Raw genomic sequence first — 21,593 nt, 5'->3', positions numbered from 1 at the left:
GAGGCTCAGCGGATCGTCGCGCGCACCATCTCCCCCTTGATGCAAATCAGAGGCCTGGCGCCGGGGATCGCCGTTCGCGAACTGTCGACCCAGGAGGCCGTCGCCATCACCCGATAATCAATGAAACTTGCCGCATCGAATCCGAGGTGAATGTCGAGTGCCTTGCCGGAGATCTCCACGGTCTCGGACTGCGAGGTCTTCTCATAGATCAGCCGCGCCCGCAGGGCGTCGACATCGAGCCTCACCTGTCCGACGTGCCCCTCGATCGAAACATCAGCTGCCTTGCCCTTGAGCGCCACACTCGAAAACTCCCCCTCAAGCGCGGCTTGGAACGCCGGTTGCTCCACAGAGATTGACGCTCCCTTTTTCAGGTTGGCGCGAAATGCGGTCCTGCACTCCTCCAATTCCGGCCAGGAGGGCGCTGCCACAACGATGTAAAGGGTCGAACCTTCGACGCGCATACGGGTCTCCGATACGCAATCGCTGTAGAACCAGCTGGAATAGAAGGGGGCAAACCAGCCGGACCGCCTGCTCTCGACCGAGGCGCTGAAGGGCAAAGTCTCATCGCTGGTGAGTTCGATTGCGCTTGCGTCGCCGGTGGCGACGATCGCCGTGACGCCGGTGATATCGATGTCCCTCGCCGATGTCTCGGCATTGCTCGCCAGGGCGAGGAGAAGGATGGGGGCGAGAACCATTGCTGGCGGTCCGATCAACATTTGACGCTCCATTCGTGCGGTCTGGCACCATCGCCGGACCGGAATAGCTCGCCTGAAATCGAACGCAGTCGCGACCTTGATCGCGTTTCGGGTCGACCCTGAACGCAATCAAGGGCATCATCCTGCCATCCGCCCACCTCCCTCCCGAAGAATTCTTCCGCTCATGCTGTTTGTACCGCTCCCCTTCGTCGTTTCCCTGCTGCTGATGATCGTGATTGTCCGGATGTTTTGGCAGCGCGGCGAGGCCATGACCTTCGAGCAACGCCTGTTCCTGCTGCTCGTGTGCGCTTATGCACTGCAATCCGTGCTGATCGGCATCCGATGGGGCTACGAAATCCGTACCATCCTCTTGGCACAGGCGATGCTTGCGACGTTCAACGCGGCGCTGGCATGGGTTTGCTTCAGCAGCCTTGCGAGCGATGGTCCGCCACGCCTGGGGCAAATCGCCTGGCACCTCCTGCCCCCGCTCATCGTCGGGGTCATGATGTTTGCCTGGCGCGATGCGGTCGGCACGGCGATCACCCTGTTCTTTCTCGGCTACGGGTTTGCCTTGCTCTGGCTTGCGCGGCGGGGCCCGAACGCACTGGTCGCCTCGCGGCTCGACGGCGTGCTTCGCTCATACCGATCGCTCAAGTTCACCGGGTGGGCGCTGATCGCCTCAGCGCTTAGCGACGTCGCCATCGGCTTCGACCAGCTGCGCAATGGAGGTGCCTATTCCGGCGCGATCGTTGCGGCAGGCAACGTACTCGCCCTGCTCATTCTCGGCACCGCCGCCTCGATCGCCAGCTTCGACACATCGACAGACAGCGGACGGGGGGACGCAGCGCCTTTGCCGCAAGAGCGCACTGCGACTGAAGAAGATGCCGAGATCGTGCGAAGCATCGACGACCTGATGCGCAGGAAAGCGCTCTACAAGGATCTCGAGCTCAACCTCTCGCGGATCGCCCGCAAGCTCGGCGTGCCGGCCCGGCGGATTTCCAATGCCATCAACCGGATCCACGGCATCAGCGTCTCGCAATATGTCAACAACTACCGGGTGGAGGAAGCCTGCCGGCTGCTTTCGGCGACCGACGAGGCAATCACGCAGATCGCCTTCGAGGCCGGCTTCCTGACGAAATCGAACTTCAACCGCGAGTTCCTGCGCGTCACCGGCCAGAGCCCTTCTTCGTGGCGCGAAGAGCAGCGCGTGCCCGAATTTCGCGAAGCGGCATAGAGCCTACTGCACGTTTCCTTAAATCGTATTCGATTCAAAACATGCAGCAATCCAAGGTGCTGCAGCGACCTTTGCGCGTCTAACAAGACGCGCGGCGCTGTAGTTTACCGCGTGGCGCTGACGCAATCGGCCCAGGACTGCACATTGCAGCATCCATCATAAATATCTAATATTACGAAGCGATGAGGGGCACATCGGCGAATATCCCGTCATGGCGATCCGTTTCAGTCCTGTGGGCTTGGAGGCAGGTCATGAAATGTCGTGCGAAACTGCGCTTTTCGATGCTGTCATTTCTGCTTTTGTTGTTTGCTGCGAGCCCAGTGTTCGGCGACAATGGCGGCAAGCGGCTGGCTCTGATCGTTGGCATGAGTAACTACGCGATCGCCGGAAGCTTGCCGAACGCGACCCGCGACGCCGAAGCCTTCAGCGGCTTCCTGCAGAGCAAAGGCTTTGAAGCGGACCTCGTGCTGAATGCAGACCGCAAGAGCTTTGCCGAGGCGCTCTCGCGCTTCGCCCGCAAGATCGGGCCGCAGGATATTGCACTGTTCTATTTTGCCGGCCACGGCATGCAGCTCCATGGCGAGAATTTTCTGATCGGCACGGATGCCAGGCTCGAAAGCGAGTTCGACGTGCCGGCGGAAACCGTGGCGCTGTCCGAGATCATCAATGCACTCGAAAAACGCGCCCGGATATCCCTGGTGTTCCTCGACGCCTGTCGCAACAATCCGCTCGCCAACAAACTGAATGTCGACGTCGATGGCGCCACGCGTGGCGGCGCCACCCGCGGACTTGCACCGATCGAAACGCAAGGTGCCGGTACACTGGTCGCCTTTGCGGCCGCCCCGGGACAGGTCGCTGCCGACGGCACCGACGGGCATTCACCCTTTACCCGCGCCCTGATCGCCAACCTCTCCGGCCCCGGGCTTGAGGTTGGCACCGCCTTCAAGCGCGTGGTTCGCGATGTGCGCAAGGACACGGGCGGCAAACAATCACCGCAGATCCTTTCGTCCCTGTCGCTGGAATTCTACTTCGGGCCGGAAACACCGACGGCGGCATCGACGCAGACGGCCCCCTCGACTGCCGTCGATCCGGCAGAGCTTGAAGCCGAAGCCGATTTCAAAAAGGCGCTTCGTGTCGGTACGCCGCGCATCTGGCGCTTCTTCGTCGCCAAGCATCGCACAGGCGAATATGCCGAACTTGGTAGGCAGGCATTGGCGCAGATCGACCCGGCGACAGCGCGGGGTCAAAATTCAACGCCGCAGACGATCGAGAGCCGGTTGCTTCCGAGCAAGGAAGCGCGGAGGAGCGTGCAGCTGGCGCTCGCGGCGACGGGGCTTGAGATCGGCACGGCCGACGGCGTCTTCGGCGAGCAGACCCGCACTGCCATCCGGCAGTACCAAAGCCGGAACCAGCAGCCGAGCAACGGCTTTATCAGCGAACGCACCGCCAAGGCACTTGGCATCGCCGTTTCGCAGGATATCGACGGCGTCTACAGCGCCACCAAGGCCCGCGAATACAAGATCGATGATTTGAGAGGGCTGGAGACCGACGGGCGGGTTCTGAGGGCAGTTGAATGCCTACCTCGCTACGACACTGTCTATGGTGCCTTCCAGGGGCATCTCTACGTCGTCGTGCGATACCTCTATGTCCCTGCCTCAGTCGCACAATATTGGGCCAAGAGTTGCGGCGCACATCTCGCTACAATCACTTCGGACGCAGAGAACGAGTTCGTCGCCTCACTCTTCAACAGCGACGAGAACTTCTTCAACACCGGATACGATCCGAATGGCGGCGTCAGCTACAAGATGGGTCCGTGGATCGGTCTCGTTCAAGCGTCCCAGGGCAGAGAGCCGCGCGGCGGATGGGGCTGGGACGACGGCGAGCCGCTGACGTACTCGAAATGGTTTGCCAACATGCCGAACGAGCACAAGAAGGGCGACGATGTTGGCATGTATTATGCTCACCGCGAAGGCAGAGCCGATCTTAAATCGCTGCGGGTAACGACTTGGGACGACATGGGTCCGCAAGACGCGACCGGGAGCTTCCTGCTTGAGTTCGAGTAGAGTTACACCACTTCCCTCAGCCGCTCTGCCGTCTGCAGGTCGACGGAAACAAGCTGCGACACGCCCTGCTCCGCCATGGTGACGCCGAACAGGCGGTTCATGCGGGCCATGGTGATCGGGTTGTGGGTGATGATGACGAAGCGGGTTTCGGTCGATGCCGCCATCTCGTCCATCAGGTTGCAGTAGCGCTCGACATTGTGGTCGTCGAGCGGCGCGTCGACTTCGTCAAGAACGCAGATCGGCGCCGGATTGGTGAGGAAGACGGCGAAGATCAACGCCATTGCCGTCAGCGCCTGTTCACCGCCCGACAGCAGCGTCATGGTCTGCGGCTTCTTGCCCGGCGGACGGGCAAGGATTTCAAGGCCGGCTTCAAGCGGGTCGTCGCTCTCGATCAATTGCAGCTCGGCCGTGCCGCCACCGAAGAGATGGGTGAAAAGCCGTTGGAACTGGGCGTTGACCACGTCGAAGGCGACGATCAGCCGCTCGCGACCCTCACGGTTGAGGTTCTGGATGGCGCTGCGCAGCTTGCGGATCGCTTCGATGACGTCGTCGCGTTCCTTCAGAAGCAGAGCGAGCCGCTCGGAGAGCTCCTTCTGTTCTTCTTCGGCCCGAAGGTTGACGGCGCCAAGACGCTCCCGCTCGATCTTCAGCCGTTCCAGCTCGCGCTCGACATTGCGCATGTCCGGCAGCGCCTCGTCGACGGCAAGCCCGGTCAGCCGCATAACCTCATGCGGAGCACAGGAGAGCGCCTCCTGGATGCGTGCCTCGATCTCGACCCGGCGCTCGCGGCCGGATACCAGCCGCTCCTCGGCGCGGCCGCGCTTTTCGCGCGATTCTGCCAACTCCGAAAGCGCGGTTGCGGCCATGCGGTCTGCCTCGCGCTGGCGACCCTCGGCCTCGGCCAGGATATCGGCGGCCTCGCGACGTGAAGCCTCGGCCTTCTGCAATTCGTTCATCAGCGCGCGCCGCTTGTCCTCGAACTCGTCGGGCGCATCCATCAGCTCCTCGACCTCGTCGCGCGCTTCCGCCTCGCGATCCCTGAGGGTGGCTATATGTTCTTCGGCGCTTGCCGCCCGTGCTTTCCAGGTCTGGCGTTCGCCTGATATCGCAGTGATCCGGCGCTGGCGCGCCTCGTTTTCGCGCGCAAGTCCGTCATGGGCCGCACGCCTTTCGGCAACCGCTGCCCGGTCGGCGGCGACATCTGCCGTTTGCGTGCGCAATTTCAGCTCAAGTTCTGAAAGGTCGGGCGCATCGGCAAGCGCGTCGTTGGCGGTCTCGATCTGCTCGGCGACCTCTTCAAGCTGGCTTTCAAGCTGGCTCTTGGTTTCGGCAACAACCGCGCGGCGACGCGAGAGATCGCCGGATGCGCGCTCGGCAGCGGCCAGCGCATCGCGCGCTTCGCCGAGCTGGCGCGTGATCATGCGCTGGGCGTCGCGCGCAAGCCTCAGCCGTTCATCCTCGGCGCGGATGCGCGAGCCGGCAGCGGCAAGATCAGCCTCGGCACGGCGGAGCGACTCGCCGGCGTCGTCCGCCTCAGTATCGAGTTCAGCAAGGCGGTTCTTCTGGGCCAGCCTTAGTGCTGCAGCACTTGGCGCTTCGGAACCGGTCACGTGGCCATCCCACCGCCAAACCGAGCCCTGCTTCGTCACCAGGCTCTGGCCGGGTTTCAACAGCGGCATCAGCCGCTCGGCCTCTGCCTCGCTGTCGACAATGCCGACCTGGCTCAAGGCACGCGTCAATGCCTGTGGCGCGCGAACGTGCTCGATGAGTGAGCGCGCCCCTTGCGGCAAGGCGGCATCGCCGGAATGATCGCCCGGTGTACGCCAATGGGCCGGTGCTGCGCTATCGAGCGGCGAATCGAGATCATCGCCAAGCGCTGCGCCAAGCGCCGTCTCGAAGCCGCGGTCGACCTTCATCTCCTCGACAACAGCCGGATAGTCGCCACCACCGGCCGCTTCGAGCATGCGACGGATCGTGCGCGCCTCGGTCTCGATGCCGTTCAGGATGGCCCGCGCCCGATCGACTGGCGGGCGGGCGTCGGCCTCGGCGCGGCGGGTTTCGGCGAGGGTCTCTTCGATGGCTGCGACAGTCGCCTCGGCCTCTTCTAGGGCGGCCTCGGCCACTTCGACCTGGCCCTGTTTTTCGTGCGGGTCGGGCAGCGTCGACATCTGCCGGTCGAGTTCGTCAAGATCGCGGGCCTGGTCGGAGAGCTGGCGCGCCAACCGAGCCTGCCGCTCCGAGAGATCGCGCAGCGCCCGCTCAAGCTGGTTGCGACCGGCCTGTGCCTCGGCACGCTCGGCCGTCAGCCGGCTGAGATCTGCTTCGCTCATGGAGAGCTTTTCGTTCGCTTCCTCGAGCCGTTCCCGGGCTTCGCTTGCCCGGTCGTCCGCCTCGGCGAGCAGTTCGCGCAGTTCTTCATCTTCTTCGTCGAGGCGAGCGAGAATACCGGCATTGTCGGCAACCAGGCGCTCCTCGCGGGCGATATCCTCGGCAAGCTGGGCCAGGCGACGCTGCAGCTCGTCGCGACGGCGCAGGATACGGCCAGCATCCTCCTCAAGCTGCGAACGGGCGATCTGCAGCCGCTGCAGTGCGGCCGCCAATTTCGCCTCGCTCTCGCGCAGCTCCGGCAGTTTCAGGCTGGAAATCGCCTGATCCTTGGCGGCCTGCATCTGGGCCTGCGCCTTTTCGGCGACGAGTGCCGTCACCTGGTTGAGTTGGCTGGTCGCCTCGGCTTCGGCTTCCTTGGCCTGAACCCAGCGGATGTGGAACAGGATCGCCTCGTGCTTGCGGATATCGGCAGAGAGCATCTTGAAGCGACTGGCCTGGCGCGCCTGCCGTTTCAGGCTCTCGATCTGGCTTTCGAGCTGAGAGGTGACGTCATCAAGGCGCTCGAGGTTGGTTTCGGCGGCTTTCAGCCGCAGCTCGGCCTCATGCCGGCGCGAGTGCAGGCCGGAAATACCGGCCGCCTCTTCCAGAAGCTGGCGCCTGGCCTGCGGCTTTGCCGCAATCAGCTCGCCGATGCGGCCCTGGCCGACCATCGACGGCGAGCGAGCGCCGGTGGACGCGTCGGCAAACAGCAGCTGCACATCCTTGGCGCGCGCTTCCTTGCCGTTGATCCTGTAGACCGAGCCCTGTTCGCGCTCGATGCGGCGCGTCACCTGGATTTCGTCGCTGTCGTTGAAGGCGGCAGGCGCGGTGCGATCGCTGTTGTCGAGGTAGAGGCCGACTTCGGCGGTGTTGCGCGCCGGGCGATTGCCGGAGCCCGAGAAGATCACATCGTCCATACCGGACGCGCGCATGTTCTTGTAGGAGTTCTCCCCCATAACCCAGCGCAATGCCTCGACAAGGTTCGACTTGCCGCAGCCGTTCGGGCCGACGATGCCGGTCAGACCGCGCTCGATGATGAATTCGCTGGGTTCGACGAAGGATTTGAAGCCAAGCAGGCGAAGCTTGTTGAACTTCATGCGGCAAACGCTGGCGCGGAACGCCCCTCTTCACCCGGCCCCAGGGCATGAAAAACGGGCGCACGGCTGCTGCCGTCGCCCGTTTTCAGGAAAAGCGAAGGATCAGAGCTTGCTGTCGATGAGGGCCGACATGACGTCAACCGACATATCCCCAGAATAGTGCTCTCCATTGACGAAGAAGGTCGGCGTCGATTGTACGCCAAAGTCCTTTGCGCCCCGCTGCATAACTGCGTTCACATCATCCAGAAGTTTTTGGTTCGTCAAGCAGGACTCGAAGCTCTCCTGTGTAAAACCGGCAAGTTTGGACATCTGCAGCAATGCGTCGCGACCATTCTGAGCGGCAGCCCACTGCTGCTGCTGCTTGAACAGCATCGAGATCATCGGGAAATACTGGCCCTCTGGGGCGCAGCGCGCCAGCATGAAGGCGGCAGCAGCGCGCGGATCGAACGGGAATTCGCGCAGGACGAAACGAACCTTGCCGCTGTCGATGTACTTCGTCTTGATCGCTTCGAAGGTGTTGTTGTGGAAGGCGGCGCAATGCGGGCAGGTCATCGACATGTATTCGACGATCGTTACCGGGGCGTTGGCATCGCCGACCGCCATTTCCGGCAGCGCTCCGGGCTCGAGCAGCTTGGCCATGTCGACGGAGCCTTCCGAGCTCGGCAGCTCGACCTTTGCCGGAGCGGCGGTCGACTGGGCAACTTCGGTGCCGGCGGGCTTGGCTTGCGCGGTCGTTGTCGGAGCAGCCGTCGTCGAAGCGGTCGTCATCGCGTCGGCCGGCTTGGCGTCGGCCTTGGCGGCCGTTTCCGTGGTTTCGGTCGGGGTCGCCGAAGCCTGCTCCTTCTTCTCGTCGCTGCAGGCGGCAAGCACAAGAGCGACGGTCGCGATGGCAACACCGCTGAGCAGGCGTTTCGAAAGGTTCATTGCGGAAGCGGACATGAATTTTACCCGTGTTCGGAGGGAATTGCAGTGCGGATTCGATATCTTGCCGCGCGCGGGGCGGCAAGGGGCAGCGTTTCAACAGAATTCAAAGAATTGTGACCGCCTGATGGTGCTGGCCTAACGCCGGCGTGGAGACATGACTGCGGTCCCGAGCCGTCGCAGCGCCGCCTTCAGCTCTTCGCTCTCGATACCCTCGACCATGGTTTCGAGTTTGCGGGCCGGTTCGCCGGAAAGCGGGCTTGGCTTGCGATTGCGTTTTGGCGGCGGCGATACCGGCTTTTGCACGATCCGCAGCTGGCCGATGGCATAAAAGCCGAAGAAGCCGTTGATACGCTGGATCAGCTCGCCCTGTGCATGGGTGAGGAAAAGCGCACGCGCGCCCTCGCAGGCAACGGTGAGCACGCCGGGCTGATGGCCGCCCTCGCCGGCAATCTCCGAGGCGCGTCGCGGCCAGGCGATCTTTTCCGGCCGGGTGCAGTCGGCAAAGTCCGCGCCGGCGATCTCGTCCCAGGAGCCGAGCAGCATGGTGTTGATGCCGGCGCGCTTGGCGAGCACCGGATCGATCAGGCCGTTGGCGACCTCGCTGATCTGGACCACACCCCTGCGGGACTTCTGTTCACTCACGAACGCGACTTTCTGTATGCAATGTCGATTGAGCCTTGATGCGCCGGCTCGCCTTCTCCAAGTATAGGCCGGAAAAGGAACTTCCGGCAAATCATGGCAAATACGATCACGGCGGCGAAGGCCGCTCCGCTTCTTCTTGAATGGTACGACCGGCACCACCGCGAGCTTCCGTGGCGGGTCTCGCCGTCGATGGCGCGGCAAGGCGTGGTCGCGAACCCATACCATATCTGGATGTCGGAGGTCATGCTGCAGCAGACGACCGTGCAGGCGGTGAAGGCCTATTTCGAGAAGTTCCTGACCTTGTGGCCGGCGGTCGAAAATCTCGCCGCCGCCGACAATGAAGACGTGATGAAGGCCTGGGCCGGCCTCGGCTACTACGCACGGGCGCGCAACCTGAAGAAATGCGCCGAGGCCGTCGCCCGCGATCATGGCGGCCGTTTCCCGGACACGGAAGAAGGGCTGAAGGCCCTGCCCGGCATCGGCGACTATACGGCCGCCGCCGTCGCCGCCATCGCCTTCAACCGCCAGAGCGCCGTACTTGACGGCAATGTCGAGCGGGTGATCTCGCGGCTCTATGCCATCGAAACGCCGCTGCCGGCGGCCAAGCCGGAAATGCGTAGCCAAGTCGCGGCCTTGACGCCCACCGACCGGCCCGGCGATTTCGCCCAGGCGATGATGGATCTCGGCGCGACGATCTGCACGCCGAAGCGCCCCGCCTGTTCGCTCTGTCCCTTCCGGCCACACTGTCTGGCGCTTTCCGTCTCCGACCCCGAGACTTTTCCGCGCAAGGCAAAGAAGAAGGACAAGCCGCTGAGGCTCGGCGCCGCCTTCGTGGCGATCGATGCCCGCGACACGGTCTATCTGCGCAAGCGCAGCGAAACCGGCCTACTCGGTGGCATGACCGAAGTGCCCGGCACGGCGTGGACGGCGCGGCAAGACGGCGAGACTTCAGTCGAGGCCCAGCCCTTTGCGGCGGCCTGGGAAGACTGCGGCACGATCACCCATGTGTTTACGCATTTCGAGTTGCGCCTGTCGGTCTACCGGGCCAATGTCGCGCGCGCCGAGACCGGAAACGACGGCTGGTGGGAGCCGGTCGCTTCGCTGAAAACCCAGGCGTTGCCGACGGTTATGAAGAAGGCGATCGCCCAGGCGATACCAGATGCCTTCAAGGCCGAGCGCGTCTAGCGTAGACGCGCGGCGCTGTAAAAGTTCGTAAAGAGGAACAGGTTCATGAGCAGCATCGAAATCCGCCACATCGTCTTCGACATCGGCAGGGTGCTGATCCACTACGACCCGAATCTGCCTTTCAGCCGCATCATTCCCGACGAGGCCGAGCGGCAGTGGTTCTTCGCCAATGTCTGCTCCCACGACTGGAACATCGAGCAGGACCGCGGCCGCTCCTGGGAAGAAGCCGAGGCTCTGCTGATCAAGGATCACCCTGAACGGGAAGAGCATATCCGCGCCTTCCGCAAGCACTGGCAGGAGATGGTCCCGCACGCCTATGTCGAAACGGTTTCCCTGATGGAGAACCTGATCGCCGAGGGGCGCGACGTGACGATGCTGACCAACTTCGCCTCCGATACGTTCCGCGAGGCGCTGCAGCTCTATCCGTTCCTCACCCTGCCGCGCGGCGTCACCGTGTCGGGCGATGTCGGCCTGATCAAGCCGGATGTGGCGATCTACGAGACTCATGCCCGCAACTTCGACCTCGATCCGCCAGCGACACTGTTCATCGACGACAGCATGCCCAATGTCGAGGGCGCGCGCCTCGCCGGCTGGTACGCGGTGCATTTCACCGACCCGGAGAAGCTGAAGGCCGATCTCGCGGCCTATGGCATCCAGCGCTGACATGGCAGCGCGCCAATAGCTGGAAGTCCCCGAGGTTGAGGGAAACATACAAACGCCCGGAAACCTTGCGGATTCCGGGCGTTTAAAGCTCTCCTTCCGGGACTGAAGGTACAAAAACCGGGCAGAGGGCTTTTCGAAGGACCTGGCGGAACTGGTTGATCAGTTCAGTTTTGCCAGGTCATTTCGAATGACGGTTCTGAGTTCGTCGATGGGCTTCAGGATGTTCCCATCTTCGAAGTGCCAGAATGTCCATCCATTGCAGGCATCCAGACCCTGGACCTTGGCGCCCAGGCGATGAATGGAGCCGGCCTCGCCACCGGAGGCAAGCGTGCCGTCGGCGCGCACGATGGCACTATGACGCCGCCTGGCGTCGGTCAGGACGGTGCCGGGCTTGATCAATCCGCTTTCGATCAGCGTATTGAATGCCACGCGCGGCTCGGCCTTCTTGCCGGTCATCACAGAAAGCATGGCCTTGCCGAGCGGCTCGACGGCGTCGATGCGCGCCGATGCCGCGTCGATGTAATCCTGTTCGCGCTCGATACCGACGAAGTGACGGCCGAGGCGCTTGGCAACGGCGCCGGTGGTGCCGGAGCCGAAGAACGGATCGAGGATGACGTCGCCGGGCTTGGTCGATGCCATCATGATGCGGGCAAGCAGCGCTTCCGGCTTCTGGGTCGGGTGCACCTTCTTGCCATCGTCGCCCTTGAGGCGCTCGTGACCCGAGCAGATCGGAAACAGCCAATCGGAGCGCATCTGCACGTCGTCATTGGCCGCCTTCATTGCATCGTAGTTGAAGGTGTAGCCCTTGGCGCTGGCGTTCGGCGTCGCCCAGATCAGCGTTTCATGGGCGTTCTGGAACCGGCGGCCCTTGAAGTTCGGCATCGGGTTGGTCTTGCGCCAGATGATGTCGTTGAGGATCCAGAAATGCAGGTCCTGGAGGATGGCGCCGACGCGGAAGATGTTGTGGTAGGAGCCGATGACCCAAAGCGTTCCGGTCGGCTTCAGCACGCGACGGCAGGCAAGCAGCCAGGCGCGGGTGAAGGCGTCATAGGCTTCGAAGGAAGCAAACTGGTCCCACTCGTCATCGACGGCGTCGACGACCGACTGGTCGGGGCGGGTCAGCATGCCGCCAAGCTGCAGGTTGTAGGGCGGATCGGCGAAAACGACATCCACCGAATTGTCGGGAAGCGCATTGAGCGCTGCCACGCAGTCACCCTTGATGATGGAATCGAGCCAGCCCAGCGGACGGGTGGAACGGGAGACTTCGGCAAGCGAAACAACTGATGACATGGACAACTCGCAAATACGCTTACTCGGGACGGACTATGGAGCGTATGGTTACCGAAGATGGTTACCAAAGCCTGAAGGTCATCAGGAAAAATTTTGTAATTGCGATGCATAGCCAACCGCTTGGCATGCCGATGGCCCTCAAGCCTCGTGGAAGGCGCGGCTGTCGACCGGCGCCTGATGCCGCTCGTTCATGCCATAGTCGCGAACGACTGACGCGATGCGCAGACGGTAGTCGGCAAAGACGCCGTGACGGCCGGCCTCCTGGGCGGCGCGGTGCTCGGCGCCGTTGCGCCATTCCTTAACGGCGGCCTCATCGCGCCAGAACGAAAGCGACAGGACCTTGTTCGGATCGGCAAGGCTTTGAAAGCGCTCGATCGAGATGAACCCGTCGATGCCGTCCAGCAGCGGGCGCAGGTCGGCGGCGATGCCGAGATAGGTATCGCGACGACCCTCGGCCGGCAGTACTTCAAAGATAACGGTGATCATGAGCTCAGTCCCTTCCAGCCGGTGACGAAACGTTTTTCAGGAAGATGCGATCCTCCTTCAGAATAAAACGCTCTTTGCGCGCGAATGCGTAGTTCTCGCTGCCCAGAGGGTCGGCGGCAAGCCGGGCGCGATAGGCCTCATAGGCAGCAAGGCTGTCGATATTGTAGACGCCATAGGCGGTTGTCGCCGAACCTTCGTGCGGCCCGAAATAGCCGATCAGGTCGGCGCCGCAGCGCGGGATCGCCTCACCCCAGTTGCGGGAATAGGCGGCGAATTCCTCCTTCTTGAAGGGGTCGATTTCGTAGCGGATGAAGCAGGTGATCATCTTGAGTTCCTCGTGTTTGTCTTTCGATGAACCCACTATGCCCGCTTGCCGGCCTTTGATGCTTCGATTACCATCGAAGTATGAAGGAAGGTCCAGACATCGCACTCATCGGCTCGCTGATCGGCGACCCTGCCCGCGCCAACATGCTGACCGCGCTGATGGCCGGGCGCGCACTGACGCCGACAGAGCTTGCGGCCCATGCCGGCATCACGCTGCAGACGGCGAGTTCCCATCTTTCCAAGCTCGAGGCCGGGGGCCTGCTGACCCAGCGTAAACAGGGCCGTCACCGCTACTACCAGCTGGCCGAAGACGAGGTCGGGCTGATGCTAGAGAACCTCATGGGATTTGCCGCCAGCCGCGGCATGAACCGGCATCGCCCCGGGCCCAGGGATCCGGCCCTGCGCAAGGCCCGTGTCTGCTACAACCACCTAGCCGGTGACTACGGCGTGCGCATGCTCGACAGCCTGATCGCGGCGAAACAGATCGAGGTCGCCGGCGACGATCTCGCCTTGACCGATACGGGCCAGATCCGCATCGAGGCGCTCGGCATAAGCTACGCATCGCTGAAGAAATCCCGCCGGCCAATCTGCCGAACTTGCCTCGACTGGAGCGAGAGACGCTCGCATCTGGCAGGCTCGCTGGGCGAGGCGCTGCTGACGCTGTTCATCGACAAGGGCTGGGCAAAACGCGAGAACAACAGCCGCGCCATCCGCTTCACCGATAGCGGCGAAAGGGCCTTTTCAGACCTCTTCCCGCAGTGAACACGGGTCCGTGCCTGCTCGCACCAGAACATCCCTAAAACCGCTATCGGCAACGCGGCTACAGAGGCCGGCCCATTCGCATTCGACACAGACCGCCGCGGCCTTTCCGTCGGCGACTGATCTGTCGAGGATGTTCGCGATGGCCGCGAGTGCAAGACTGTCTCGCCGTGCAATGCTGTCTTCCCGGCAATGGGCACCGGCGTCACACAACATCGGCACGCAAATATCGTCCGGGCCGTCGACAACCGTGACGCTTTCACCTGACGACAGGCGTTCGGCGATCCTGACATAGTTGCGCGTGAACGTGGGCGTGTAGCCCTCGCCCACGAAGGTCAGCAGGCACAGCAGATGGTGCCCGCGCAGCCGGACCGTCAAAGCAGGTCCGTCGGCTTCTGCACATAGCGCTGGACGGCTTTCAGCACGGCCGCCGCAAGTGCCGACTTCAGCACCGCGCCGAGCACGAAGGGCGCAGCACCGAGTGCGATTGCCTGTTCGAAACCGATCAACGTCGCAAGCCAGGCGGCGCCAACTGCAAGGCACAGCATGTTGGCGGCGAAATGGGCGGAGAAGCTCAGGACAACGCGATCGCCGGTCCAGCCGCGCTGTGCCAGCCAGCCGGCGATACCAGCGACCAAAGGAAAGGCGGCGAGATAACCGGCCGTCGGCCCTGCGAAATGGGCAAGACCGCCGGCGCCATTGGCAAGAACCGGAAGCCCGAGCATGGCCTCAGTCAGCCAGGTAAGGACGGTGGCAACGCCAAGCCGCCAACCATAGATGACGCCGATCATCGTGATGGCAAAGGTCTGCATGGTCACCGGCACCGGGACCATCGGCACGCTGATCTGCGAGGAGAGCGCGAGAAAGCCGGTGCCGAGAAGCACGAACAGCGCCTTGACCGGCCAGGCTTTACCGTCGAGGCGGAGCGGATCGAAGAGGGGCGCGTGGGCGGAAGCGAGATTGGACATCTGGGTCTCCGTGGGTTGCATTCACGATTATAGATAATTTTTTATTCTATCTATAAGATGGCCGCACTAGCCCACTGACGTACCAGTCAATCCGAGACCGACAACGGCGCGCAAAATCGCACGTCGATTCCATCAACAGACTGAAAAACAAGGCAAATAAATTATCTATAATTTTGCGCCCATGGCGGCGACCCAAGCGTAACGGTTGCGCTCAAAGACCTATCCGACGATGGAAAACGCCTCTCGCGTCTCGCCGGCAGCTGTCTTGACCGGCGTCTTGCCAATCCAGCCGACATGGCGCGCGAGGATTTTGGCTGCCTCGTCGCCCCGCCCTTCCCGCAAGGCGGCAAGGATCGCGCGGTGGTCATGGTCGGTGCGCGCTTCCCAGCTGCTCCTCCAGGCCGAAAACAGAAAGCGGGCGCTGGCGGCATGCAGGTCGTCGATCGAGGCGAGCAGTCGCGGCATGCCGCAGGGCTCCAGGATCAGCCGATGGAAAGCGCGGTTGGCAGCCTCCCAGGAACGGACGTCGCGCGACGTGTCCGCGGCGACCGTTGCCGCCTCGGCACGATCGAGGATGGCAGCGGTCAGATGTGGGATCGCATGGCGCAGCGCCAGCACCTCGAGAACCGCCCGCATTTCGGCGACCTCGCGGACTTCCTTGAGGTCGAACGCCGCAACACGAACGCCGCGACGTGGCTCGCTGACGGCAAGCCCCTGCGCCTCCAAAAGCCGGAACGCTTCGCGCACCGGCACGTGGCTGGCGCCGAATTCCTCGGCGATGTGATCCTGGCGCAGGCGCTCGCCCGGCGTCAGCACACCCGAGATGATCCTCTCGGCCAGTACCCGGCTGATGCGGCTTGCGATCGTATCGTCCCGTTGCTTGTTCATCGGCTACAGATAGAGGTGCCGGCAGGACCTGTCGAGCAAGCGACTGCGGCCTTTCGACGATTTCCAAAGGTTGAGATTTCGGCCGCCATCGTATAAACCTTCGGCGTACAAAAGCACGCGCCGCGAAAGCGATCTCCCCCTGCCTGTGGCGCCTCCTTCTCCCAGGGAAACTGACCTAAATGAACGGTATCGACCTCATCATCTTCGATTGCGACGGCGTTCTCGTCGATTCGGAAATCATCGCCTCGGAAGTCGAGGCGGCCCTTTTGACCGAAGCAGGCTATCCGATCAGCACCGAGGAGATGGCAGAGCGCTTTGCCGGCATGACCTGGCAGAACACGCTGCTGCAGATCGAAAAGGAAGCGAGCATCCCGCTTTCGGCCTCGCTCATCAGCAAGGTCGACACGATCCTCGACGAACGCCTCGCGCGCGATCTCAAGATCATCGAAGGCGTCAAGCCGATGCTGGCGCAGCTGACGCTGCCGCACTGCATCTGCTCCAACTCGACCTCGGCGCGGCTCGCGATGATGCTCGGCAAGGTCGGGATCAAGGATCATTTCGGCCGCCATATCTATTCCGCCCGCGACCTTGGAGCGGACCGCGTCAAGCCGAAGCCGGACATCTTCCTGCACGGCGCCAAGCAGATGGGCGTCGCCCCTTCCCGCATCCTGGTCATCGAGGACTCCGTTCACGGCATCCATGGAGCGCGCGCAGCGGGCATGCGCGTCGTCGGCTTTACCGGCGGCTCGCACACCCATCCCTCGCATGCCGACCAGCTGACCGATGCCGGCGCCGAAACGGTGATTTCCCGCATGTCGGCGCTGCCGGGCGTGATCGCCGCTCTATCCGAGTGGTCGGAGTCGATGACGGCCTGATCCGGCAAAGCCGGGCGCTAGCCGCTACAGACCCTTTCGCTCCGGATGTTCACCGGGGCGGGAAAAAGCTCTCGGCCATCACGGCGGGCGTCCGATTAGGCGCCGAGGGACAGGATGTCACATTGATGTGCCATGGCTGTCCCTCCGAAGATCTCCCCGGTTTTCGCACCGCGCACGAGGGCCATATCAGCCAAGCCCCTCAGGGGTATTTCTAGGAGGAAACATCATGCGTCTTTCAATGTTGACGGGCCTGACCCTGGCGGCCAGCGTTGCCTTCGGGCCGTTCGCCTTTGCCGATATCACCGTTGGCGTCATCACGCCGCTCACCGGCCCGGTCGCGGCCTATGGCGAGCAGGTCAAGAACGGCGCGGAAGCTGCCGCGGAGGAGATCAACAAAGCCGGCGGCATCAACGGCGAAAAGATCGTGCTGAAGATGATGGACGATGCCGGCGACCCGAAGCAGGCCGTATCGGTAGCAAACCAGGCTGCTGGTGAAGGCATCCACTTCGTCGTCGGTCCGGTGCTTTCAGGCACCTCGATGGCGGCGTCCGACGTTCTCGCCGAAAACGGCATCCTGATGATAACGCCGACGGCGACCACGCCCGATCTGACCACCCGCGGTCTGTGGAACGTGCTGCGCACCTGCGGTCGCGACGACCAGCAGGCTGAGGTTGCCGCTGCCTATGTGGTCAAGAACCTTAAGGACAAGCGCGTCGCCGTCCTGCACGACAAGGCTCCCTACGGCAAGGGCCTCGCCGACGGCTTCAAGAAGGGGATCAACGCAGGCGGTATCACCGAAGTCGTCTACGAAGGCCTCAACCCGGGCGACAAGGACTTCAGCGCCATCGTCACCCGTCTGAAGGCGGAAAAGGTCGATGTCGTCTACTTCGGCGGCTATCATCCGGAAGGCGGCCTGCTCGCACGCCAGATGCGCGACCAGGGTGTGACAGCGCAGATCTTCGGCGGCGACGGCCTGTCGAACACCGAGTTCTGGGCGATCGGCGGCGACGCTGCGACCGGCACGATCTACACCAACGCAAGCGACGCGACCCGCAACCCGGCGTCGGCTCCGGCCGTCGAGGCACTGAAGGCGAAGAACATTCCGGCCGAAGCCTTCACCCTTAACGCCTATGCGGCAGTGCAGGTCCTGAAGGCCGGCATCGAAAAGGCCGGCTCCGCCGAGGATGCGACCGCCGTTGCGACCGCGATCAAGTCCGGCGAAGCGATCGACACCGTGCTCGGCAAGCTCACCTACGGCGAAGCTGGCGACCTCACCTCGCAGGCTTTCTCGCTCTACAAGTGGGAAGGCGGCAAGAGCGTCGCTGCCGAGTAATCCGGTACAGTCACCAAATGAAAACGCCGGGGCTTGCCCCGGCGTTTTTCGTTTCAGGCAGCTGCTACAGCGCCGCGCATCTTAATTAGACGCGCAAAAGTTGCGTAGCACTTTGAATTGCTGCATGTTTTTATCCTTAAATCGAATAGGATTTAAGGAAACATGCGGCAGAGCCGCTTACTTCTTGCGCTTTGCCGGCGGACCTTCGTCGAAGCCGACGAAGACCTTGGCGTTGGAGCCTGCGCCGGCCGGGAGCGCGACGTCCGTCTTGGTGAAGACGAACTGCGTCGAGCCGTTTGCCGGGATCTCAACGACATGCTGCGTCAGCTCGGAATAGAGCGTCTTGTCTTCGTCGACCGCTGCGACGCGGATCGGCATTGTGATCTTGCCGGGACCGCCTGCGGGACCGCTGACGACCCGACCCTGAACCACGACGGTCACCGTGAGCGCGGTTTCGCTCTGCACGCATTGCCGCGTCGTATCGGCGAGCGACGCCTGATAGATGACCTTGGTCGGATCGTCCTTGCCGCCCTTGGCGTAGGTGCGGAACGACGAGGTGCCTTCTCTCAAAACCACCTGCGGGCATGCAGCCTGGACAACGGCCGGCGTAGCTGCTGCGGCACTGCCGCCCGCATCGATCGCTCCGCCGGATTGCGTCTTGTTACAGCCGGCGAGGATCGCGAGAAAGGATATTGCGAGGACAGGCCGGGATACTTTGCCAAACACGTTGAACAACCTCTACTGAACCGGTTGAAACTCCTTGACCGAAATCTCGGCCGGAAGGCCTTTCATGGCCTTCGGGCATCGTCTATAGCAGCGGCGAATTGAAAAATCGATCGGGTCAGCCATCTCGATCGGAATTTTCCGAAACGACGCTCGGGCCGGAAATTGCATTGGTGACAAGAATGCGTGGGGACTTTGTCAAGGACTGACGCAATAAGACAGACGCGCTGCGGCCGGTTCGCATAGGGTCGCCGCGATCCGAAGGCAAGACGAAGGACTAGGATGGTGAAGTATATCTCGACGCGCGGCGAGGCCGCCCCTCTCGGCTTCTGCGATGCGCTGCTTGCGGGCCTTGCGCGCGACGGCGGTCTCTACCTTCCCAGGGAATGGCCGACGCTGTCGAAGAAAGAAATCCGGGCGCTGCGCGGCAAGTCCTATCAGGATATCGCCTTTGCCGTGCTCGAGCCCTTCATCCACGGTGAGATCCCCTCAGCGAAGTTTCGCGAGATGATCGACGAGGCTTACGCGACCTTCCGTCATCCCGCCATCGCGCCTCTCGTCCAGACCGGCCCCAATGCCTTCGTCATTGAGCTGTTCCACGGCTCGACGCTTGCGTTCAAGGACGTGGCGATGCAGCTGCTGGCCCGCCTGATGGACTATGTGCTCGCCGAGCGCGGTGAACGGGCGACCATCGTCGGCGCGACTTCGGGCGATACCGGAGGTGCTGCCATCGACGCCTTTGCCGGTCGCGAACGTACTGACATCTTTATCCTCTTCCCGCATGGCAAGGTCTCTGCCGTTCAGCAGCGCCAGATGACGACATCGAAGGCCGGCAACGTCCACGCCATCGCCGTGAAAGGCAATTTCGACGATTGCCAGAACCTGGTCAAAGGCATGTTCAACGACGCGGCCTTCCGCGATCGCGTCAAGCTTTCGGGCGTCAACTCGATCAACTGGGCGCGGATCATGGCCCAGATCGTCTATTACTTCACGACGGCGATCGCGCTCGGCGGCCCGGACCGCAAGATTTCCTTCACTGTGCCAACAGGCAATTTCGGCGATATCTTCGCCGGCTACGTCGCCAAGCGCATGGGCCTGCCGATCGACAAGCTTGTTGTCGCCACCAATGAAAACGACATTCTCGCCCGCACGCTGAAGACCGGCCGCTACGAAATGCGCGGGGTCAAGGCGACCACGTCTCCGTCGATGGACATCCAGATCTCGTCCAATTTCGAACGGCTTCTGTTCGAAGCCAACGATCGCGATCCGGCCGAAGTCCGATCCGCGATGGACAGCCTCAAGCAATCAGGCTCCTTTGCCATCCGCGAAAAGGCGCTGAAGGCGATCCGCAAGGAGTTCCAGGCCGGGCGCGCCTCCGAAAAGGACGTCGCCAGGACCATTGCCAAGACCTTGGAGAAAACCGGCTACCTGCTCGACCCGCACAGCGCCATCGGCGTCTTCGTGGCGGCCAAGCACGAGAAGGCGTCGGCCCCAATGGTGACGCTTGCAACCGCCCATCCCGCGAAATTCCCCGACGCCGTAAAATCGGCAAGTGGTATTGACCCGGCGCTTCCGACGTGGCTTGCTGACCTGATGAACAGGGAGGAGCGTTTCGATATCCTGGATGCGGATTTGAAGAGCGTCGAGACCTTTATCGGCGAGCGCACCCGTCTCCAGGGGTAAGAACGAGAAGAAACGTATGATGAAAGTTGAGTGCACCCGGCTCCCTTCCGGGTTGACGGTGGTAACCGAGCAGATGCCGCACCTTGAAAGCGTGGCGCTCGGCGTGTGGATCAAATCGGGCTCACGCAACGAAACCGTGGGCGAACACGGCATCGCTCATCTGCTTGAGCACATGGCTTTCAAAGGCACCGGCCGGCGCACCGCCCGCCAGATCGCCGAGGAAATCGAGAATGTCGGCGGCGAAGTCAACGCCGCGACCTCGACCGAAACGACATCCTATTACGCACGCGTCCTCAAGGATCACGTGCCGCTGGCCGTCGACATCCTTGCCGACATCCTCACCGAATCGAGCTTCGACGAGGAAGAGCTGCGCCGTGAAAAACAGGTGATCCTGCAGGAGATCGGCGCTGCCGACGACACGCCCGACGATGTCGTCTTCGATCGTTTCGCCGAAACTGCCTATCGCAACCAGACGGTCGGACGCCCGATCCTCGGCACGCCGGAGACGGTGATGTCGTTCTCCGCCAACCAGATCCGCCAATATCTCGGCCGCAACTACACCACCGACCGGATGTTCGTCGTCGCGGCCGGCGCCGTCGAGCACGAGGCTTTCGTGCGCCAGGTCGAGGAGCGCTTCTCGACGCTGCCGCGCACGCCGCTGGCAACGCCGGTTCTCGAAACCGCGATCTATACTGGCGGCGAAAGCCGCGAGACCCGCGACCTGATGGACGCGCAGATCCTGCTCGGGTTCGAAGGCAAGGCCTATCACGCCCGCGACTTCTACTGTTCGCAGATCCTCGCCAACATCCTCGGTGGCGGCATGTCTTCGCGCCTATTCCAAGAAGTGCGCGAGCATCGTGGCCTCTGTTACTCGGTCTATGCCTTCCATTGGGGCTTCTCCGATACCGGCATCTTCGGCGTGCATGCGGCAACCGGCGGCGAGAACCTGCCGGAGCTGATGCCCGTGATTGTCGACGAACTGCGCAAGTCGTCGATGAACATCGAACAGCAGGAAATCGAGCGCGCCCGCGCCCAGATCCGCGCCCAGCTGCTGATGGGCCAGGAAAGCCCGGCCGCACGCGCTGGCCAGATCGCCCGCCAGATGATGCTTTATGGCCGCCCGATCCCGAACGACGAACTGATGGAGCGCCTGTCTGGCATTACCATCGAGCGTCTGACCGATCTGGCAGGTCGCCTGTTCTTCGACACCGCCCCGACGCTGTCGGCGATCGGACCACTCGAACAGCTGGCGCCGATGAACGACATCCTGTCGTCACTGACAGGAAAAACCACCGTCGCGCACGCCGTCGCAAGCTGATCCGGACCACCGGATCTCGGCCGGGACTGCCATGGCGCCCGGCCGGCGAAGTGTTTGCGACTTTTCGTAAGATCGG

General features: G+C 62.7%; 20 protein-coding genes. 9 read left to right on the top strand and 11 right to left on the bottom strand.

The genetic code is table 11. From position 1 onward, the window contains the following. Positions 1 to 5: 5 nt before the first annotated feature. Positions 6 to 716, bottom strand: a complete 711-nt coding sequence (locus C6558_RS04465; protein WP_025426207.1) for a hypothetical protein — start codon at positions 714 to 716, stop codon at positions 6 to 8. A 163-nt stretch (positions 717 to 879) separates the two neighbouring features. Here C6558_RS04465 and C6558_RS04460 point away from each other — a divergent pair, with 163 nt between their 5' ends. Continuing rightward, on the top strand, positions 880 to 1,929 hold the full coding sequence (locus C6558_RS04460; RefSeq protein WP_025426206.1) for an AraC family transcriptional regulator: 1,050 nt from the start codon (positions 880 to 882) through the stop codon (positions 1,927 to 1,929). 251 nt (positions 1,930 to 2,180) lie between these two features. Next, a complete protein-coding gene (locus C6558_RS04450; RefSeq protein WP_025426205.1) occupies positions 2,181 to 3,992 on the top strand; it encodes a caspase family protein in 1,812 nt (603 codons plus the stop codon). A 2-nt stretch (positions 3,993 to 3,994) separates the two neighbouring features. Here C6558_RS04450 and smc read toward each other — a convergent pair whose 3' ends face one another. From smc to C6558_RS04435, 3 genes are all read right to left on the bottom strand, one after another. Further along, entirely contained in the window at positions 3,995 to 7,456 is a 3,462-nt protein-coding gene (gene smc / locus C6558_RS04445) for a chromosome segregation protein SMC (RefSeq protein WP_025426204.1), read from the bottom strand. A gap of 102 nt (positions 7,457 to 7,558) precedes the next feature. Then, complete coding sequence (locus tag C6558_RS04440; RefSeq protein WP_081788840.1) at positions 7,559 to 8,395, bottom strand: DsbA family protein; 837 nt, start codon at positions 8,393 to 8,395, stop codon at positions 7,559 to 7,561. A 120-nt stretch (positions 8,396 to 8,515) separates the two neighbouring features. Then, the gene (locus C6558_RS04435; RefSeq protein ID WP_025426202.1) at positions 8,516 to 9,022 is read right to left on the bottom strand and encodes a DUF721 domain-containing protein; all 507 of its coding nucleotides are present in this window, start codon (positions 9,020 to 9,022) and stop codon (positions 8,516 to 8,518) included. 93 nt (positions 9,023 to 9,115) lie between these two features. On the opposite strand from C6558_RS04435, the gene mutY reads away from it, so the two are divergent. Further along, positions 9,116 to 10,207 (top strand): A/G-specific adenine glycosylase, encoded by a 1,092-nt coding sequence (gene mutY, locus C6558_RS04430; protein ID WP_025426201.1) that lies wholly within the window; start codon positions 9,116 to 9,118, stop codon positions 10,205 to 10,207. A 45-nt stretch (positions 10,208 to 10,252) separates the two neighbouring features. After that, on the top strand, positions 10,253 to 10,870 hold the full coding sequence (locus C6558_RS04425; RefSeq protein ID WP_038575950.1) for an HAD family phosphatase: 618 nt from the start codon (positions 10,253 to 10,255) through the stop codon (positions 10,868 to 10,870). A 159-nt stretch (positions 10,871 to 11,029) separates the two neighbouring features. On the opposite strand, the gene C6558_RS04420 is transcribed toward C6558_RS04425, so the two are convergent. From C6558_RS04420 to C6558_RS04410, 3 genes are all read right to left on the bottom strand, one after another. Next, positions 11,030 to 12,160, bottom strand: coding sequence for a site-specific DNA-methyltransferase (locus C6558_RS04420; protein WP_025426200.1), 1,131 nt, complete (start codon positions 12,158 to 12,160; stop codon positions 11,030 to 11,032). 138 nt (positions 12,161 to 12,298) lie between these two features. Beyond that, positions 12,299 to 12,646 (bottom strand): antibiotic biosynthesis monooxygenase, encoded by a 348-nt coding sequence (locus tag C6558_RS04415; protein WP_025426199.1) that lies wholly within the window; start codon positions 12,644 to 12,646, stop codon positions 12,299 to 12,301. A 4-nt stretch (positions 12,647 to 12,650) separates the two neighbouring features. After that, positions 12,651 to 12,971: an NIPSNAP family protein gene (locus tag C6558_RS04410; RefSeq protein WP_025426198.1), complete on the bottom strand. Its 321-nt coding sequence runs from the start codon at positions 12,969 to 12,971 to the stop codon at positions 12,651 to 12,653. 80 nt (positions 12,972 to 13,051) lie between these two features. On the opposite strand from C6558_RS04410, the gene C6558_RS04405 reads away from it, so the two are divergent. Further along, positions 13,052 to 13,732, top strand: coding sequence for a helix-turn-helix transcriptional regulator (locus C6558_RS04405; protein WP_025426197.1), 681 nt, complete (start codon positions 13,052 to 13,054; stop codon positions 13,730 to 13,732). Here C6558_RS04405 and C6558_RS04400 read toward each other — a convergent pair. The 3 genes from C6558_RS04400 to C6558_RS04390 form a co-directional block, all read right to left on the bottom strand. Then, positions 13,712 to 14,107 carry a DUF1284 domain-containing protein gene (locus C6558_RS04400; RefSeq protein WP_025426196.1) on the bottom strand — a complete coding sequence of 132 codons (396 nt, stop codon included), beginning with the start codon at positions 14,105 to 14,107 and terminating at the stop codon, positions 13,712 to 13,714. The two genes, C6558_RS04405 and C6558_RS04400, sit on opposite strands and share 21 nt — an antisense overlap. Next, positions 14,104 to 14,697: a biotin transporter BioY gene (locus tag C6558_RS04395; RefSeq protein WP_025426195.1), complete on the bottom strand. Its 594-nt coding sequence runs from the start codon at positions 14,695 to 14,697 to the stop codon at positions 14,104 to 14,106. Before C6558_RS04395 ends, C6558_RS04400 begins: the two co-directional genes overlap by 4 nt. A 219-nt stretch (positions 14,698 to 14,916) precedes the next feature. Continuing rightward, on the bottom strand, positions 14,917 to 15,585 hold the full coding sequence (locus C6558_RS04390; RefSeq protein WP_057211508.1) for a GntR family transcriptional regulator: 669 nt from the start codon (positions 15,583 to 15,585) through the stop codon (positions 14,917 to 14,919). Positions 15,586 to 15,764: 179 nt separating this feature from the next. Here C6558_RS04390 and C6558_RS04385 point away from each other — a divergent pair, with 179 nt between their 5' ends. Then, positions 15,765 to 16,460, top strand: a complete 696-nt coding sequence (locus tag C6558_RS04385) for an HAD family hydrolase (RefSeq protein ID WP_025426193.1) — start codon at positions 15,765 to 15,767, stop codon at positions 16,458 to 16,460. Positions 16,461 to 16,686: 226 nt separating this feature from the next. Continuing rightward, positions 16,687 to 17,793 carry an ABC transporter substrate-binding protein gene (locus C6558_RS04380; RefSeq protein WP_025426192.1) on the top strand — a complete coding sequence of 369 codons (1,107 nt, stop codon included), beginning with the start codon at positions 16,687 to 16,689 and terminating at the stop codon, positions 17,791 to 17,793. A gap of 177 nt (positions 17,794 to 17,970) precedes the next feature. On the opposite strand, the gene C6558_RS04375 is transcribed toward C6558_RS04380, so the two are convergent. After that, positions 17,971 to 18,519, bottom strand: a complete 549-nt coding sequence (locus C6558_RS04375) for a hypothetical protein (protein WP_025426191.1) — start codon at positions 18,517 to 18,519, stop codon at positions 17,971 to 17,973. 279 nt (positions 18,520 to 18,798) lie between these two features. On the opposite strand from C6558_RS04375, the gene thrC reads away from it, so the two are divergent. Together thrC and C6558_RS04365 are read left to right on the top strand one after the other, a co-directional pair. Next, positions 18,799 to 20,199: a threonine synthase gene (gene thrC / locus C6558_RS04370; protein WP_057211510.1), complete on the top strand. Its 1,401-nt coding sequence runs from the start codon at positions 18,799 to 18,801 to the stop codon at positions 20,197 to 20,199. Positions 20,200 to 20,215: 16 nt separating this feature from the next. Then, entirely contained in the window at positions 20,216 to 21,517 is a 1,302-nt protein-coding gene (locus C6558_RS04365; RefSeq protein ID WP_025426189.1) for a pitrilysin family protein, read from the top strand. The last annotated feature ends 76 nt before the right edge of the window (positions 21,518 to 21,593 follow it).

Source organism: Ensifer sp. NM-2, from assembly GCF_003024455.1.
Lineage (GTDB): Bacteria > Pseudomonadota > Alphaproteobacteria > Rhizobiales > Rhizobiaceae > Ensifer > Ensifer canadensis.
This window is presented reverse-complemented; position numbering and strand designations above follow the sequence as displayed.

Bases quoted from the DNA above. Each gene is read 5' to 3' on its own strand.
- C6558_RS04465 (WP_025426207.1), bottom strand. From the start codon at position 716: ATGTTGATCGGACCGCCAGCAATGGTTCTCGCCCCCATCCTTCTCCTC.
- C6558_RS04460 (WP_025426206.1), top strand. From the start codon at position 880: ATGCTGTTTGTACCGCTCCCCTTCGTCGTTTCCCTGCTGCTGATGATC.
- C6558_RS04450 (WP_025426205.1), top strand. From the start codon at position 2,181: ATGAAATGTCGTGCGAAACTGCGCTTTTCGATGCTGTCATTTCTGCTT.
- smc (WP_025426204.1), bottom strand. From the start codon at position 7,456: ATGAAGTTCAACAAGCTTCGCCTGCTTGGCTTCAAATCCTTCGTCGAA.
- C6558_RS04440 (WP_081788840.1), bottom strand. From the start codon at position 8,395: ATGTCCGCTTCCGCAATGAACCTTTCGAAACGCCTGCTCAGCGGTGTT.
- mutY (WP_025426201.1), top strand. From the start codon at position 9,116: ATGGCAAATACGATCACGGCGGCGAAGGCCGCTCCGCTTCTTCTTGAA.
- C6558_RS04425 (WP_038575950.1), top strand. From the start codon at position 10,253: ATGAGCAGCATCGAAATCCGCCACATCGTCTTCGACATCGGCAGGGTG.
- C6558_RS04420 (WP_025426200.1), bottom strand. From the start codon at position 12,160: ATGTCATCAGTTGTTTCGCTTGCCGAAGTCTCCCGTTCCACCCGTCCG.
- C6558_RS04415 (WP_025426199.1), bottom strand. From the start codon at position 12,646: ATGATCACCGTTATCTTTGAAGTACTGCCGGCCGAGGGTCGTCGCGAT.
- C6558_RS04410 (WP_025426198.1), bottom strand. From the start codon at position 12,971: ATGATCACCTGCTTCATCCGCTACGAAATCGACCCCTTCAAGAAGGAG.
- C6558_RS04405 (WP_025426197.1), top strand. From the start codon at position 13,052: ATGAAGGAAGGTCCAGACATCGCACTCATCGGCTCGCTGATCGGCGAC.
- C6558_RS04395 (WP_025426195.1), bottom strand. From the start codon at position 14,697: ATGTCCAATCTCGCTTCCGCCCACGCGCCCCTCTTCGATCCGCTCCGC.
- C6558_RS04390 (WP_057211508.1), bottom strand. From the start codon at position 15,585: ATGAACAAGCAACGGGACGATACGATCGCAAGCCGCATCAGCCGGGTA.
- C6558_RS04385 (WP_025426193.1), top strand. From the start codon at position 15,765: ATGAACGGTATCGACCTCATCATCTTCGATTGCGACGGCGTTCTCGTC.
- C6558_RS04380 (WP_025426192.1), top strand. From the start codon at position 16,687: ATGCGTCTTTCAATGTTGACGGGCCTGACCCTGGCGGCCAGCGTTGCC.
- thrC (WP_057211510.1), top strand. From the start codon at position 18,799: ATGGTGAAGTATATCTCGACGCGCGGCGAGGCCGCCCCTCTCGGCTTC.
- C6558_RS04365 (WP_025426189.1), top strand. From the start codon at position 20,216: ATGATGAAAGTTGAGTGCACCCGGCTCCCTTCCGGGTTGACGGTGGTA.